The organism is Micromonospora sp. Utrum1 (genome assembly GCF_057197805.1).
Genome location: NZ_CM170071.1, coordinates 4,313,158 through 4,329,006, shown reverse-complemented (window position 1 = coordinate 4,329,006; position 15,849 = coordinate 4,313,158). Strand labels below are relative to the sequence as shown.

Below are 15,849 nucleotides of genomic sequence, written 5' to 3'. Positions count from 1 at the left end.
CCGCCCGATGTCCCAGGTGAGACCCGAAGGGAGGGAAACGATGGGCGTCGAGGTCGCGGTACGCGGACTGACCAAGTCCTTCGGCGGGCACCCGGTCTGGTCGGACCTCACCCTGACCCTGCCCGCCGGGGAGATCTCCGTCCTGTTGGGACCCTCCGGCACGGGCAAGTCGGTGTTCCTCAAGACGCTCGTCGGGCTGCTCCGCCCCGACCGGGGCTCCGTCCTCATCGAGGGCCGGGACCTGCCGAAGCTCTCCGAGCGCGAGCTGTACGAGGTGCGCAAGCTGTTCGGCGTGCTGTTCCAGGACGGCGCGCTGTTCGGCTCGATGACCATCTACGACAACGTCGCGTTCCCGCTGCGCGAGCACACCCGCAAGTCCGAGTCGGAGATCCGGGCCGTGGTCAACGAGAAGCTGGACATGGTCGGCCTGGTCGGGGCCGAGCACAAGCTGCCCGGCGAGATCTCCGGCGGGATGCGCAAGCGGGCCGGGCTGGCCCGCGCGCTCGTCCTCGACCCGCAGATCATCCTCTTCGACGAGCCGGACTCCGGGCTGGACCCGGTGCGCACCGCGTACCTCAACCAGCTCATCGTCGACCTCAACCAGCGCACCGAGGCGACCTTCCTGATCGTCACCCACGACATCAACACCGCCCGGACCGTGCCGGACAACATCGGCCTCATCTACCACGGCCACCTGGCCATGTTCGGGCCACGCGAGATGCTGCTGTCCAGCACCGAACCGGTGGTCCGGCAGTTCCTCAACGCGCAACGGATCGGCCCGATCGGGATGGCCGAGGAGAAGGACGCCGAGGAGCTCGCGGCCGAGGCGCAGGCCGGGGTGGAGCTACCGCCGCTGCCGCCGATCCCGCTGCAACTGCCCCCGTCCGACGGGCGGCCGCGACGCGCCGAACGCCCGCCGGGGCAGTGGTGCCGCGAGCACGGCGTCACCCCGCCGCCCGACTCGTTCGAGGGCCGCTGGGACGCCGAGCGGAACGAGGTGACGGTATGAGCGCTCCGGTCGCCGCCGTCCGCCACACCGGCGAGTTCTTCGCGTTCTGCCTGGACACCCTGCGCGGGCTGGGCCGCCGGCCGGTGCAGGTCCGCGAGTTCGTCCAGCAGGCCTGGTTCATCAGCTCGGTGTCCATCCTGCCCGCCGCGCTGGTGTCCATCCCGTTCGGCGCCGTCATCGCGCTCCAGCTCGGCTCGCTGGTCCGGCAGCTCGGCGCGCAGTCGTTCACCGGCGCCGCCTCCGTGCTCGCCGTGGTCCGCGAGGCCGGCCCGATCGTCACCGCGCTGATCATCGCCGGCGCCGGCGGCTCGGCCATCTGCGCCGACCTCGGCTCCCGGAAGATCCGCGAAGAGCTGGACGCCATGCAGGTGCTCGGCATCGACCCGATCCACCGCCTCGTGGTGCCCCGGGTGCTCGCCTCGATGCTGGTCGCGGTGCTGCTCAACGGCCTGGTCAGCGTGGTCGGCGTGACCGGCGGCTACGCCTTCAACGTGGTGCTCCAGGGCGGCACGCCCGGGGCGTACCTGGCCAGCTTCCAGGCCCTCGGGCAGCTGCCAGACCTGCTGGTCGGCGAGGTGAAGGCGCTGCTGTTCGGGGCCGCCGCCGCGCTGGTCGCCAGTCACCAGGGGATGACCGCGAAGGGCGGGCCGAAGGGCGTCGGTGACGCGGTCAACCGCAGCGTGGTGATCACCTTCATGCTGCTGTTCGCGCTGAACTTCGTGGTCACGGCCGTGTACTTCCAGGTCGTCCCGCAGAAGGGGAGCTGACGTGGCGGTCCTGCGCTATCTCGACGACCTCGGCGGGCAGCTCGCCTTCCACCTGCGCGCCCTGGCCTGGGCGCCGCGCACCCTGCGCCGCTACCGGCGCGAGGTGATCCGGCTGCTGGCCGAGGTCAGCTTCGGCACCGGGGCGCTCGCCGTGCTCGGCGGCACCGTCGGGGTGATCTGCTTCCTCACCTTCTTCACCGGCACCGAGGTCGGGCTCCAGGGCTACCAGGCGCTCGACCAGATCGGCAGCAGCGCGTTCACCGGCTTCGTCTCGGCGTACTTCAACACCCGGGAGATCTCGCCGCTGGTCGCCGCGCTGGCGCTGTCGGCGACCGTCGGCTGCGGCTTCACCGCCCAGCTCGGCGCGATGCGGATCTCCGAGGAGGTCGACGCGCTGGAGGTGATGGGCGTGCCCTCGCTGCCGTTCCTGGTCACCACCCGCATGATCGCCGGTTTCATCGCCGTCATCCCGCTGTACGTGGTCGGCCTGCTCGCCAGCTACCTGGCCACCCGCACCATCGCGGTGGGCTACTTCGGACAGTCCGCCGGCACCTACGACTACTACTTCCACCTGTTCCTGCCGCCCGAGGACGTGCTCTGGTCCTTCGGCAAGGTGCTGGTGTTCAGCGTGATCGTGGTGCTGGTGCACTGCTGGTACGGCTACAACGCCCAGGGCGGCCCGGCCGGAGTCGGCGTCGCCGTCGGGCGGGCCGTGCGGACCGCGATCGTCGCGGTCAACGTCGTCGACTTCTTCCTGTCCCTGGCCATCTGGGGCGCCACCACCACCGTCCGGATCGCGGGGTGACCATGCGACACCGTCTCCTCGGCCTCGTCTTCGTCGCCCTGCTCACCGCGGCGCTGACCGCCGCCGTGCTCCAGTACCGCGGGGCGTTCACCCCGGTCGACCGGGTCACCCTGCGCGCCGACCGCGCCGGCCTGCACCTGCTGGAGGGGGCCGACGTGAAGGTACGCGGGGTGGTGGTCGGCGCCGTCCGCTCGGTGCGCAGCGACGGCCACGGGGCGGAGGTCGGGCTGGCCCTCGACCCCGCCACCACCGGCCGGATCCCCGCCGACGTGACCGCCCGGCTGCTGCCCAAGACCCTCTTCGGCGAGCGGTACGTCGAACTCGTCCCGCCCCCGGGCAGCACCGCCGGGCCGATCCGCGACGGTGCGGTGATCACCCAGGACCGCAGCCGCACCGCCGTCGAGCTGGAACGGGTGCTCGACGAGGCGCTGCCGCTGCTCCAGTCCATCCACCCCGACCAGCTCGCCACCACCCTCGGCGCGATCGCCACCGCCCTCGAGGGGCGCGGTGACCGGCTCGGCGGCAATCTCGCCCAGCTCGGCGCGTACCTGCGGCAGGTCAACCCCGAGCTCCCGACGATCACCGAGGACCTCCGCCAGCTCGCCGCCGTGCTGGACAGCTACGACGCGGCGCTGCCCGACCTGCTCGCGCTGCTGCGCGACGTCACCGTCACCGTCGGCACCATCGGCGACCAGCGCGACCAGCTGGCCGCGTTCCTCGCCGACACCACCGACACGGCCGACACCGCGCGCGGTTTCCTGGACCGGCACGGCGACCAGCTGATCCGGCTCGGCGAGGTCAGCCGCCCGGTGCTGGAACTGCTCGCCGCATACGCGCCCGAGTACCCGTGCCTGGTGCACGGGCTGGTCACCCTGCAACCCCGGGTCGAGGAGGTCTTCGCCGGCGGCCGGATGCACATCACCCTGGAGGTGACCCGCGACGGCGGCCCCTACGAGCGGGGCCGGGACGAGCCGGTCTACGGCGCCCACGACGGCCCGGACTGCCGGGGGCTGCCGCACCCGCGGGTGCCCGCCCCGCAGGTCGCCGTCGCCGACGGCTACGACTACAGCGGCACCCGTACCCCGGCGCCCCTGCCGGTCGGGGTGCCGGCCGGCGGCGCGCCCGCGGCGCCGGCCTCCCCGGCGATGGGCCGGGCCGGCACCGCCGAGGAGCGCGACCTGGTGAAACCGCTCGTCGGCGGGCTCACCGGGACACCGCCCGCCGAGGTGCCCGACTTCGCGGTGCTGCTCTGGGGCCCGCTGCTGCGCGGTGCGGTGGTGAGCGCCCGATGACCGGGAAGACGACCCCCGCGCTGGTGAAGCTGGTGCTGTTCGCCGTGGTCACCCTGCTGGCCACCGCGCTGCTCGCGCAGACCCTCGGCGCGTTCCCGCCCGCCGGCACCACCTACCGGGCCCGGTTCACCGACGTGACCGGTCTGCTCGCCGGCGACGACGTGCGGATCGCCGGGGTGCGGGTGGGCAAGGTGGCCGGCATCCGGGTGGTCGACGACACGCTGGCCGAGGTGGCCTTCACCGTCGACCGGGACGTGCCGCTGGCCGTGGGCGTGCGCGCCGCCGTCCGCTACCGCAACCTGGTCGGCCAGCGCTACCTGGCGCTGACCGAGGGCCCCGGCGACCCCCGCCCGCTGCGCCCCGACGGTCTCATCCCGCTCACCCAGACCAAGCCGGCGCTCGACCTGACCGTGCTGTTCAACGGATTCCGGCCGCTGTTCACCGCCCTCGACCCCGCCGAGGTCAACAAGCTGGCGTACGAGATCGTCCAGGTGCTCCAGGGTGAGGGCGGCACGGTGGCCAGCCTGCTGCGGCGCACCGCCTCGCTGACCAGCACCCTGGCCGACCGGGACGCGGTGATCGGCCGGGTGGTGACCAACCTCAACCAGGTGCTGGGCACCCTGGCCGCGCACGACCGGGAACTGGACCAGAGCATCACCCAGCTCCAGCAGTTCGTCTCCGGGCTCTCCGCCGACCGCACCGCCATCGGCGAGGCGCTCGTCAGCCTCGGTGAGCTGACCGACACCACCGCCGGGCTGCTGCGCCAGACCCGGCCGCCGCTCGCCGCCGACGTTCGCGCCCTCGACGACCTGGCCGGGACGCTGAACCGCAACTCCGCCGTCATCGACGCCACCCTGGGCCGGCTGCCGCAGCGGTACGAGTCGCTGACCCGGGTCGCCTCGTACGGCTCCTGGTTCAACTTCTACCTCTGCGACTTCGACGGCCGGCTCGCCGTCGACGGCCGGGCGCCGCTCACCGTGCCCGGCGTCGACGCCACCGCCGCCCGTTGCGCCACCGGAGGTGCCCGGTGAAACCGTTCCGCGAACGCAACCCGGTGGTCGTCGGCGCGGTCGGGCTGACCGTGCTCATCGCCGCCCTGCTCGGCGCGTTCCAGCTCGACCGGATCGCCGCGCTCACCGGCCGGACCTACGCCGCCGCGTTCCACGACGCCAGCGGCCTGGCCACCGGCAACGAGGTCCGGGTGGCCGGGGTACGGGTCGGCGCGGTCACCGACGTGGAACTCGCCCGGGGGCCGCAGCCGTACGTGCGGGTGCGGTTCCGCGTCGACGACGACGGCGTACGCCTCGGCCGGGACACCGGCGCGACCATCCGGATCAAGACGGTGCTCGGGCAGAAGTACCTGGCTCTCGCCCCGGCCGGCCCGGGGAAGCTGCCCGAGCGCGGACAGATCCCGCTGGACCGCACGGCCGCCCCGTTCGACGTGGTGGAGGCCGTGACCGGCCTCGCCGACACCCTCGACAAGGTCGACACCGAGCAGCTCGCCCGGGCGTTCACCACCCTGTCGGAGACCTTCGCCGACACCCCGCCCAGCGTGAGCACCTCGCTGACCGGACTGTCCCGGCTGTCCCGCACCGTCTCCTCCCGCGACGCGGAGCTGCGCACCCTGCTGTCCCGGGCCCGGGGCGTCACCGGCGTGCTCGCCGAGCGGGACGAGGAGTTCCGCAAGCTGGTCACCGACGGGGAGAAGCTGCTCACCGAGGTCAGCCGGCGGCGGGACGCCATCCACCAGCTCCTGGTCGGCACCGATCAGCTCGCCACCCAGCTCTCCGGGCTGGTCGCCGACAACCGCACCCGGCTGCAACCGGCGCTGCGCAAGCTGCGCGACGTGGTGGCCGTCCTGCAACGCAACCGCGACGACCTGGAGCAGACCATCCGCCGGATGGGGCCGTTCGTCACCGCGTTCGCCAACGTGGTCGGCAACGGCCGCTGGTTCGACTCGTACGTGGACGGCCTGCTCCAGCCGTACCTGCCCGCTGCCACCGGAGGTCGCTGATGCCCGGTCGGATCCAGCGCTGGCGGCGCCCGCTCGCCGCGGCCACCGTGCTGCTCACCGCCGTCGCCGTCGGGGCGGCGGTGTGGCGCCACCAACCGCCCGAGCGGCGGGTGGTCGCGTACTTCACCCGCGCGGTCGGCGTCTACGCCGGCTCCGACGTGCGGATCCTCGGCGTCCGGGTCGGCGAGGTCGAGAAGGTGGTCCCGCAGGGGCGGGTGGTCCGCGTCGAGATGCGCTACGACCCGGAGCTGCGGCTGCCGGCCGGCGCGCAGGCGCTGATCGTCCCGCCCAGCGTGGTCAGCGACCGGTACGTGCAGCTCACCCCGGCGTACACCGGCGGCGCGGCGCTCGACGACGGGGCGCAGATCCCGGTCGACCGGACCGCCGCGCCCATGGAGATCGACGACATCTACGCCGCGCTCGACGAGTTCAACCGGACGCTCGGCCCGCAGGGCGCCAACGCCGACGGGGCCCTGTCCGACCTGGTCGCCACCGGCCGGGCCAACCTGGAGGGCAACGGCCCCGACCTGCACGCCACCCTCGACGGGCTCTCCCGCGCGCTGACCACGCTGTCGGACGGGCGCGGCGACCTCTTCGGCACGGTGGTCAACCTGCAACGCTTCACCACCACCCTGGCCCGCAGCGACCAGGAGGTACGCCGCTTCCAGCAGCAGCTCGCCGACGTCGCCGAGCAGCTCGCCGGGGAGAAGGAGGAGCTGGCCCGGGCGCTGCGCAACCTGGCCGCCGCGCTCGCCGACGTGACCACCTTCGTCCGGCAGAACCGGACCGCGCTGACCTCGAACGTCACCGCGCTTGCCGATATCACCAAGGTCCTGGTCAACCAGCAGCGGGCGGTCATCCAGATCCTCGACGTGGCCCCGCTCGCGATCGGCAACCTCAACCTGGCCTACAACCCCCGCTCGGGCACCCTGGACACCCGGGACAACCCGCTCGGCCCGTACGACCCGGCCACCTTCGCCTGTTCCCTCATGGCCGCCCAGCTTCCCGTCGCGGAGGTGCCGGCGATCTGCACCAAGCTCGCGCAGACCCTGCGGCAGCGCGGGCTGCCCCTCACCGACCAGCTGCGCAAGCTGCTCAAGCTGCCGCCCGGCGCCCCGGCGGGAAGCGGGTCCTCACCGGGATCCATCAGCTCCCCCGGTGCGCCTACCGCCGACGAGGCGCCGGGCGGCTCCTCCATCCCGAGCGACCCCACGCTCGGCGGCATCCTGCGGGGCCCGGCATGACCGCCCAGCCGTCGCGGCTGTCCCGGTTGCTGGCCGGCGCGCTCGCCGCGGTCCTGCTGCCGGCCGGCTGCGGACTGCCCGAGGTGGCCGACCTGCCGCTGCCCGGCGGCCGGCCGTCCGGCCCCGGCTACACGGTCACCGCGGAGTTCGCCGACGTGCTGGACCTGGTGCCCCGCGCCGCCGTGAAGGTCGACGACGTCACCGTCGGCAGCGTCGAGAAGATCTCCCTGGACGGCTGGCACGCCCGGGTCCGGCTGCGCATCGACCGGGCGGTGCGGCTGCCGGCGAACGCCACCGCCGCCGTCCGGCAGAGCAGCCTGCTCGGCGAGAAGTACGTGGCGGTGGCCCCGCCACCGGCCGAGCCGGCCCGCGGCGACCTCGCCGACGGCGACCTCATCCCGCTGGCCCGCACCAGCCGCGGCGCCGAGGTGGAGGAGGTGCTGGCCGCCCTGGGCCTGCTGCTCAACGGCGGCGGTCTGGCCCAGCTGCGCACCATCAACGCCGAGCTGAACCGGGCCCTCGCCGGTCGTGAACCGGCGCTGCGGGACACCCTCACCCAGCTCGACACCTTCCTCGGCGGACTCGACCGGCAGAAGGCCGACATCGTCCGCGCCATCGACGCCCTCGACCGGCTCACCGGTCGGCTGGCCCGGCAACGCCAGGTCGTCGGCGACGCGCTGGACTCCCTCGCCCCGGGCCTGACCGTCCTGGCGCGGCAACGCGCCCAGCTCAGCAAGGCGCTCACCGCGCTCGGCCGGCTCGGCACCGTGGGCACCCGGGTGGTGGAGCGCAGCCGGGAGGACACGGTCGCCGCGGTGACCTCCCTGCAACCGATCCTGGAACAGCTCGCCCGGGCCGGCGACGACCTGCCGAAGTCGCTGGACTTCATGCTGTCGTACCCGTTCCCGCCGAACGTCACCGGCGCGATCGTCGGCGACTTCGTCAACCTCTCGGTCACGGCCGACCTGGACGCCGCCACCATCCTGGCCAATCTGGTGGCCGCCGCGCCCGCCCCGGCGCCGCGGACGTCCCGGCCGGCCGTCCCGACGGCGCCCCGACGGCCCGCCACCGGCGCTCCGGCGCGGCCCGGCGCCAAACCCGGCGGCGGCATCCTTCCCGACCTGCCGCTGATCCGGTGCCTGCCGGACCTGAAGAACTTCCCGCCCATCTTCACCCCACCCGAGGAGTGCGGGCTGCCGGAGGGCTGCAAGCTGCTCAAGCCGGGCTCCACCGTGCCGCTCGGCGGGCTGCTGCTGCCCAAGGGCCTGGTGCCGCCCGGCACCGCGCTTCCCGCCGGCACCGAACTGCCCGACGGCACCGTGCTCACCGCCGAGTGCGTGCTTCCGCTGACCGGCGCCGTCACCGGCCAGATCGGCGACCTGACCGACGTGCTCGGGGGAGGGCTGATCCCGTGATCGGACGCACCGTGAAGCTCCAGGTGCTCGCCTTCGTGCTGGTGAGCATCCTCGGCGTCGGCTACGTCGGCATCCGCTACGTCGGCCTCGGCGACCGGCTGCTCCACGCCGGCTACGTCGTCCACGTCGACCTGGCCCGCGCCGGCGGGCTGTTCGCCAACGCCCCGGTCACCTACCGCGGCGTGCCGGTCGGCCGGGTCACCGCGGTCGACCTGCACGGCGACGGGGTCCGTGCCGACCTGCGCATGAACCGGGGCGTCCGGGTCCCCGACGCGCTGCGCGCCGTGGTCGCCCAGCGGTCCGCCGTGGGCGAGCAGTACCTCGACCTGCGGCCGGAACGCGACGACGGGCCGTACCTGGGCGACGGGGCGGTGATCCCGGCCGACCGCACCGGCCTCCCGCTGGCCCCGGAGACCCTGCTGACCAACCTGGACGCGCTGGTCCGCTCGGTCGACCCGGACGACCTGACCGTGCTCGTCACCGAGCTGGGGACCGCGTTCGAGGGCAACGAGCAGGCCCTGGCCCGGCTCCTCGACGCCGGGGACGCCCTGCTTGCCGAGGCGGACCAGCGGCTGCCCGAGACCCTCGCCCTGATCCGCGACGCGCGGACCGTTCTGACCACCCAGGCCGAGTCCACCGAGGCCCTGCGCCGCTGGTCGGCCGGGCTGGCGCAGCTCGCCGCGACGCTCCGCGCCGCCGACCCCGACCTGCGCCGCCTGCTGGCCGGGGGACCGCCGGCCGGCGTCGAGCTGCGGGCGCTGCTGCGCGGCCTGGAGCCCGACGTCGGGCTGCTGCTCGGCAACCTGGTCACCGTCAACGGGATCGCCGCCCGGCGGCTGCCCGGCATTGAGCAACTGCTGGTGGTGTACCCGATAGCGGTGGCCGGCGGGTTCACCGTCACCCCCGGCGACGGCACCGCGCACCTCGGCCTGGTGGTCAACGCCGGCAACCCGCCGTCCTGCGTCTACTCCGGCGGTGGCACCGGGTGCGACGCCGGCGAGCGGGCCGCCGGGGCCGGCGTGCGCGGCGCCGGGAACGCACCGCGGCCCGGCGGCGCCGACCCGGCGCCGCCGCCGCAGGCCGACCCGGGCGGCGACCCCGGGTACGACCCGGCCACCGGGTTGGTGCTCAGCGCGGACGGCCGCCCGTTGCAGTTCGGCGGCACCGGCGGCCAGTACCGCACCGCCGGCGCCCAGTCCTGGAAACAGCTCTTGCTCGCCGGGGTGACCCCGTGACCGGCGAACCCGAGGAGGTGGCGGTGCCCAGCCGTAGGAACACCACGTTGAAGGTCATCAAGGGGGCGAAGGCCGGCGGCCCGACCCCACCGCGCCGCCGCCTGGTCAACCGGGCGGTGCCCGAACCCGCCGAGCCGATCGAACGGGTGCTGGAACGGCTCGACCAGGAGCCGGTCGAGGACCCCATCGAGGGCGGCGACCTCACCGTCGTCGGCGACCCGGCGGAGGTCGAGGACCTGCCCGATCCCGATCCGGAGCCCGCCGAGCCGGACGCCACCGCCGAGCCGGACGACACCGCCCCGCCCCGCCGGGCCCGGGCGCTCATCGCGCTGCTCGTCGTGCTGCTCGCCGCCGCCCTGGCCGGCGCCGGTGTGCAGGGCCACCGCTGGTACGTCGACCGGGCCACCGACCAGGCCCGCCGGGAGGCGGTGGCCGCCGCCCGCCAGGCCGCCGTCAACTTCGTCTCGGTCAGCGCGGCCAGCGTCGACCGGGACCTGAGCCGGATCACCGCCGGCGCCACGGGCGACTTCAAGGACGAGTTCACCCGCGGCCAGGCGCAGGTCCGGGCCGCGGTGGTGGAGAACAAGGTCCAGTCGCAGGGCACCGTGCTGCGCGCCGGGCTCGTCTCCGGGGACCGGCGGCACGCCGTGGTGCTGGTCGCGGTCGACGCCACCGTCCGCAACGTCAAGGCGCCCGACGGGCGGCCGTCGCACTACCGGATCCAGCTCGACCTGGTCCGGGACCGGGACTCGGGGGACTGGCTCGTGACCAAGCTCCAGTTCGTCGGATGACCGACAGGAGGAGACCGATGCGCCTACCGACCGTCCTGCGTCGACCCCGGCTCCGGCCCGTGCCGCTGCTCGTCGTCGCGCTGCTGCTGGCCGTCGCCGTGGGGGTGGCCGGCTGGACCGCCGACCACCGTGCCGGCCAGCGCGACCAGGCCGTCCGCCAGGCCCTGGCCACCGCGCCGGCAGCCGCCAAGGCCCTCTTCTCGTACGATTACCGCACCTTCGACGACAGCGTCGCCAACGGCCGCACCTTCGCCACCGGCGCGTTCGCCGACGAGTACGCGCAGACCACCACGGCGCTCAAGACGACCGCCACGAAACAGCAGGCCGTGGTGCTGGCCGAGGTCTCCGCCACCGGCGTGGTCAGCGCCGAGCCGGACCGGGTGGAGCTGCTGCTCTACCTCAACCAGTACCGGCGCAACGTGACCACGGCGGGGGAGAAGGTGGACCAGAACCGGGTGGTGCTCACCCTGGTCCCCGTGCACGGCGAGTGGAAGGTCGCCCAGGCCACCGCCATCTGACCGGCGGGCTTGCCGGCGTCTGCGTGGCGGGGCGATCCGCTACCAGTGGTTCCGCTCGGACGCGCCGCCGGGCGCCCTGCTCACCGAGCGGGTCGGCCGCGGCCAGCGGACCGCCACCCTCACCCTCAAGTGGACGTTCAGCGGCGTCGGGGCGACCACCGGGACCGCCACCGTCAACATCGTCGAGCCGTCGCCGGTGCAGGCCGGCACGCAGGTCCGTTACCGCTGCCCCGGGGGCTGACCGGGTTTCCCCGACGCCGGGTTCGGGTAGCTCCAGGCGAACCGACCCTGACCCTGTGCGTGGAGGCCCTTCGATGAGAGACAATTTCGGGGACGCGGTGGGCGACGCGTTCCGCTCGGTGATGCTGTTCCTGCCCAAGGCGGTCGCCTTCATCGCCATCCTGATCGTGGGCTGGCTGATTGCCAAGGCCGTGCTGAAGATCGTGGACAAGGTCCTGGAGCGGGTCCACTTCGACCGGGCCGTCGAGCGCGGCGGGATCAAGACGGCGCTGGCCCGCTCGAAGTACGACGCCAGCGACATCGTCGCCAAGCTGGCCTACTACGCGGTGCTGCTGGTGACCCTGCAGCTCGCCTTCGGCATCTGGGGCCCGAACCCGATCTCGGACCTGATCGCCGGCGTCGTCGCCTGGCTGCCTCGGGCGTTCGTCGCCATCGTCATCGTGGTGGTGGCCGCGGCCATCGCCCGGGCGGTCAAGGACATCATCTCCAGCGCCCTGGGCGGCCTCTCCTACGGCCGGGTGCTCGCCAACATCGCCTCGGTGTTCATCCTCGGCCTCGGCGTCATCGCCGCGCTGAATCAGATCGGCGTCGCCACCACGGTCACCACCCCGGTGCTGATCGCCGTGCTCGCCACCGTCGGCGGCATCCTGATCGTCGGGGTGGGCGGCGGCCTGGTCCGTCCGATGCAGAGCCGGTGGGAGAACTGGCTGGCCCGGGCCGAGGAGGAGTCGCGGACCATCGCCACGCACGCCCGGGCGTACCAGGCCGGGCGGCGGGACGTCGAGGCGCGGTTCGGCGGGCAGGGCGGCCCGTACGCCGAGGCCGAGCTGACCCAGCCGGTGGCCGGCGAGGCCGAGGCGGACCGGACCCAGCCCGTCGCCCCGTACGGCGCGGCGGAGCCGACCCAGCCGGTGCCTCCGTACGGCGACCCGGACCGCACCCAGCCGACCACCCCGCGGCAGCCCACGGCCGAGCAGGCCGCGGACAACGAGGCCACGATGGTCATTCCGCAGGCGGACGTCGACCGGTCCCGCCGCTGACCGACCGCCTGCCGACCGGGGTGGGGCCCTGCGGGGTCCCACCCCGGTCTGTCTGCGCGGGACGGCGGCGCCGCCGGGGTGCCGGCTACCATCGGCGCGTGCACTGGCGACATTGATGCCCTGCTGAGAGTCGAGCCCGCGGGCCGCCGCGGACACCGCACGTCCGGTGTCCGTCACGTCCCCGTGGGAAGGCCTCATGCTCATCGTCTCCGCGCGCGTGCCCGCCGAGCGCCGGCTCGCCGCCACGCTCTACGCCTACGCGTTCCTCACCGACCTGGTCCTGCTCTATCCGGTGTACGCGCTGCTGTTCGCCGACACCGGGCTGTCGGTCGGGCAGATCTCCTCGCTCTTCGTGCTCTGGTCGGCCGCCGGCATCCTGCTGGAGGTGCCCTCGGGCGCCTGGGCCGACGCGGTCTCCCGGCGGCTGCTGCTCTGCCTCGCCCCGCTGCTGACCGCCGCCGGCTTCGCGTTCTGGGTGCTCGTCCCGTCCTACCCGGCGTTCGCGGTCGGCTTCCTGCTCTGGGGCGCGGGTGGCGCGCTGCGCTCCGGCGCCCTGGAGGCGCTGGTCTTCACGGAACTCGACCGGCTCGGCGCCGCCGGCCGGTACGCCCGGCTGGCCGGCCGGGCGAAGACCGCCGAGCTGCTCGGGGTGGTCGGCGCGATGGCGCTGGCCGCCCCGGTGCTGGCTCTCGGCGGCTATCCCGCCGTCGGCGCGGCGAGCGTGGCGGCGTGCCTGGCCGCCACGGCGGTCGCCACCCGGTTCCCCGAGCACCGCGGGTCGGAGCCCGCGGGCCCCGACCCGGCCGGCGCGGACCGGCCTGGCGCGGACCGACCCGGCGCGGACCATCCGGGCGCGGACCAGCCCGCTGCGGCCGAGCCCGGCTGGCTGGCCAGCCTGCGCGGCGGACTGGCCGAGGCCCGCGCCGACCGGGTGGTGCGGTCGGCGCTGCTGCTGGTGCCGGGGGTCGCCGCGATCTGGGGCGGCCTCGAGGAGTACACCCCGCTGCTGGCCCGGGACACCGGGGTCCCGGCAGCCACCGTGCCGGTGCTGCTCCTGCTGGTCTGGGCCGGCTCCACCGTGGGCGGGTTGCTGGCCCCGGCGGGGGAGCGGTTGACCGATCGCGGCTTCGCCGTCCTGCTGGCCGGCGCGGCGCTGGCCCTGGCCGCGGGCGCCCTGCTCCGGCACCCGGCCGGGTTCGTCCTGGTCGGCGTCGCGTTCGCCGCGTTCCAGCTCGCCACCGTGCTGGCCGACGTCCGGCTCCAGGCCCGGATCAGCGGGCCGAACCGGGCGACCGTCACCTCGCTGGCGGGGATGTCCACCGACCTGACCATCATCGCGGTCTACGCCGGGTACGGCGTCGTCGCGGGCGCGGCCGGCAACGCGGTCGCCTTCGCGGTGGCCGTGCTGCCGTACCTGCTGCTGGCGGGTCGGCTGGCCACCCGCCGGACCGCGTCGGCCGAATAGGTAGTTGCCCGACAATTCATTGCTTTTCTGACTACGGTATGGGCGGAAGCGACCGGCGCCGGTCGTCCCCCGGGGCGGGCCCGGGGCGGCCGGCGGTGTGCTGGTCGGGACGGAGGCGACGCGGCGTGACGATGGAAGCAGAGCGCACCCTGCGCGAGGAGGAGCTGACCGGGCTGGCGGACCTCGCCGCCCAACTGCGGGTCGACTCGATCCGATGCAGCACCCGGGCCGGTTCCGGGCACCCCACGTCGAGCCTGTCCGCCGCGGACCTGCTCGCGGTGCTCATCTCCCGCCACCTGCGCTACGACTGGTCGTACCCGGGCAACCGGGCCAACGACCACCTGATCTTCTCCAAGGGGCACGCCTCGCCGCTGCTGTACTCGGTCTTCCGGGCCACCGGCGCGATCAGCGAGCAGGAACTGCTGGAGACCTACCGCCAGGCGAACTCCCGCCTCCAGGGCCACCCCACCCCGGCCCTGCCCTGGGTCGACACCGCCACCGGCTCGCTCGGCCAGGGGCTGCCGGTCGGCGTCGGCATCGCCCTGGCCGGGCAGTACCTGGACAAGCTGCCGTTCCACGTCTGGGTGCTCTGCGGCGACAGCGAGACGGCCGAGGGCTCCATCTGGGAGGCGTTGGACAAGGCCGGGCACTACGGGCTGCGCAACCTCACCGTGATCGTGGACGTGAACCGGTTCGGCCAGCGGGGACCGACCGAGCTGGAGTGGGACCTGGACACCTACCGCCGGCGGGTCGAGGCGTTCGGCTGCCACCCGCTGGTCGTCGACGGGCACGACCTGGCGGCGATCGACGAGGCGTTCGGGCAGGCCCGGCAGGCGAGCGGTCCGACCGTGGTGCTCGCCCGGACGGTCAAGGGGAAGGGCGTGCCGGAGATCGAGAACCGGCCGGACTGGCACGGCAAGGCGCTCGAGCCGGACCAGGCCGAGCGCGCCGTCCAGGCCCTCGGTGGCGTGCGGCAGATCCGGGTCGCCGGCCCGCGGCCCGCCGCCGCGCCGCCGGCACCGACCCCCGCCGGGAAGGCGCCGGAGCTGCCCCGATACGAGAAGGGGGCGAAGGTGGCCACCCGCAACGCGTACGGGGATGCGCTGCTCGCGCTGGGCGTACGGCCCGACGTGGTGGCCCTCGACGGCGAGGTCAGCGACTCGACGCGGGCGGACAAGTTCGGCGAGGCGTACCCGGACCGGTTCTTCGAGATGTTCATCGCCGAGCAGCAACTGGTCGCCGCCGCGGTGGGACTCCGGGTCCGCGGCTACCGGCCCTTCGCCGCCACCTTCGCCGCGTTCCTCTCCCGCGCCTACGACTTCATCCGGATGGCCGGCATCTCCCGGGCCGACATCGCCCTCGCCGGCTCGCACAGCGGCGTGGAGATCGGCCCGGACGGCCCCTCGCAGATGGGTCTGGAGGACCTCGCCGCCCTGCGCGCCGTGCACGGGTCGACCGTGCTCTATCCCAGCGACGCCGTCTCCTGCGCCGCCCTGGTCGCCGCCATGGTCGACTGCGAGGGCGTCAGCTACCTGCGCACCACCCGCGGCAAGTACCCGGTGCTCTACGACAACGGGGAGGACTTCCCGATCGGCGGCAGCAAGCTGCTCCGCGACGGGAGCGACGTCGCGCTCATCGCCGCCGGGGTGACCGTGCACAACTGCCTGGCGGCCGCCGACGAGCTGGCCCGCGAGGGGATCGACGCCCGGGTCGTCGACCTCTACTCGGTCAAGCCGCTCGACCGGCAGCGGTTGCTCGACGCCGTGCGCGACACCGGCGGCCGGTTGGTGGTGGTCGAGGACCACTACCCGCAGGGCGGGCTCGGCTCCGCCGTGCTGGAGTCGCTGGCCGACCTGGCCGAGCCGGTGCGGGTGAGCCACCTGGCGGTACGCGGGCTGCCCGGCTCCGGGACCCCGACCCAGCAGATGGACCGGGCGGGCATCGGCGCCCACGCGATCGTCAGCGCGGCCCGCGCCCTGGCCTGACGCCCGCCCGCCGAGCCGGCGGGTGAGCC

The 15,849-nt window shown here is 74.3% G+C and carries 14 protein-coding genes; all 14 read left to right on the top strand.

Translation table 11 applies throughout. The features are described 5' to 3' along the window. The first annotated feature begins 40 nt into the window (after positions 1–40). The 14 genes from AC0OLQ_RS20455 (at position 41) to AC0OLQ_RS20390 (ending at position 15,820) form a co-directional block, all read left to right on the top strand. The gene (locus AC0OLQ_RS20455; RefSeq protein ID WP_484527558.1) at positions 41–1,009 is read left to right on the top strand and encodes an ABC transporter ATP-binding protein; all 969 of its coding nucleotides are present in this window, start codon (positions 41–43) and stop codon (positions 1,007–1,009) included. Continuing rightward, entirely contained in the window at positions 1,006–1,776 is a 771-nt protein-coding gene (locus AC0OLQ_RS20450; RefSeq protein ID WP_357341725.1) for an MlaE family ABC transporter permease, read from the top strand. Before AC0OLQ_RS20455 ends, AC0OLQ_RS20450 begins: the two co-directional genes overlap by 4 nt. A 1-nt stretch (position 1,777) precedes the next feature. Continuing rightward, on the top strand, positions 1,778–2,581 hold the full coding sequence (locus AC0OLQ_RS20445; protein WP_484527557.1) for an MlaE family ABC transporter permease: 804 nt from the start codon (positions 1,778–1,780) through the stop codon (positions 2,579–2,581). A 2-nt stretch (positions 2,582–2,583) separates the two neighbouring features. Further along, entirely contained in the window at positions 2,584–3,873 is a 1,290-nt protein-coding gene (locus tag AC0OLQ_RS20440) for an MCE family protein (protein ID WP_484527556.1), read from the top strand. Beyond that, the gene (locus AC0OLQ_RS20435; RefSeq protein ID WP_484527555.1) at positions 3,870–4,904 is read left to right on the top strand and encodes an MCE family protein; all 1,035 of its coding nucleotides are present in this window, start codon (positions 3,870–3,872) and stop codon (positions 4,902–4,904) included. The genes AC0OLQ_RS20440 and AC0OLQ_RS20435 overlap by 4 nt, the downstream gene beginning before the upstream one ends. After that, positions 4,901–5,887: an MCE family protein gene (locus AC0OLQ_RS20430; RefSeq protein ID WP_484527554.1), complete on the top strand. Its 987-nt coding sequence runs from the start codon at positions 4,901–4,903 to the stop codon at positions 5,885–5,887. Before AC0OLQ_RS20435 ends, AC0OLQ_RS20430 begins: the two co-directional genes overlap by 4 nt. Next, positions 5,887–7,131 carry an MCE family protein gene (locus tag AC0OLQ_RS20425; RefSeq protein ID WP_484527553.1) on the top strand — a complete coding sequence of 415 codons (1,245 nt, stop codon included), beginning with the start codon at positions 5,887–5,889 and terminating at the stop codon, positions 7,129–7,131. The genes AC0OLQ_RS20430 and AC0OLQ_RS20425 overlap by 1 nt, the downstream gene beginning before the upstream one ends. Continuing rightward, on the top strand, positions 7,128–8,546 hold the full coding sequence (locus AC0OLQ_RS20420; RefSeq protein WP_484527552.1) for an MCE family protein: 1,419 nt from the start codon (positions 7,128–7,130) through the stop codon (positions 8,544–8,546). Before AC0OLQ_RS20425 ends, AC0OLQ_RS20420 begins: the two co-directional genes overlap by 4 nt. Further along, positions 8,543–9,781 carry an MCE family protein gene (locus AC0OLQ_RS20415; RefSeq protein ID WP_484527551.1) on the top strand — a complete coding sequence of 413 codons (1,239 nt, stop codon included), beginning with the start codon at positions 8,543–8,545 and terminating at the stop codon, positions 9,779–9,781. Before AC0OLQ_RS20420 ends, AC0OLQ_RS20415 begins: the two co-directional genes overlap by 4 nt. Further along, positions 9,778–10,572 carry a hypothetical protein gene (locus tag AC0OLQ_RS20410; protein WP_484527550.1) on the top strand — a complete coding sequence of 265 codons (795 nt, stop codon included), beginning with the start codon at positions 9,778–9,780 and terminating at the stop codon, positions 10,570–10,572. The genes AC0OLQ_RS20415 and AC0OLQ_RS20410 overlap by 4 nt, the downstream gene beginning before the upstream one ends. Positions 10,573–10,589: 17 nt before the next feature. After that, the gene (locus AC0OLQ_RS20405; protein WP_484527549.1) at positions 10,590–11,090 is read left to right on the top strand and encodes a hypothetical protein; all 501 of its coding nucleotides are present in this window, start codon (positions 10,590–10,592) and stop codon (positions 11,088–11,090) included. Positions 11,091–11,404: 314 nt separating this feature from the next. Further along, positions 11,405–12,370, top strand: coding sequence for a membrane protein (locus tag AC0OLQ_RS20400; protein WP_484527548.1), 966 nt, complete (start codon positions 11,405–11,407; stop codon positions 12,368–12,370). Positions 12,371–12,566: 196 nt separating this feature from the next. Beyond that, entirely contained in the window at positions 12,567–13,835 is a 1,269-nt protein-coding gene (locus AC0OLQ_RS20395; RefSeq protein WP_484527547.1) for an MFS transporter, read from the top strand. 131 nt (positions 13,836–13,966) lie between these two features. Beyond that, complete coding sequence (locus tag AC0OLQ_RS20390) at positions 13,967–15,820, top strand: transketolase (protein WP_484532392.1); 1,854 nt, start codon at positions 13,967–13,969, stop codon at positions 15,818–15,820. Positions 15,821–15,849: the final 29 nt, after the last annotated feature.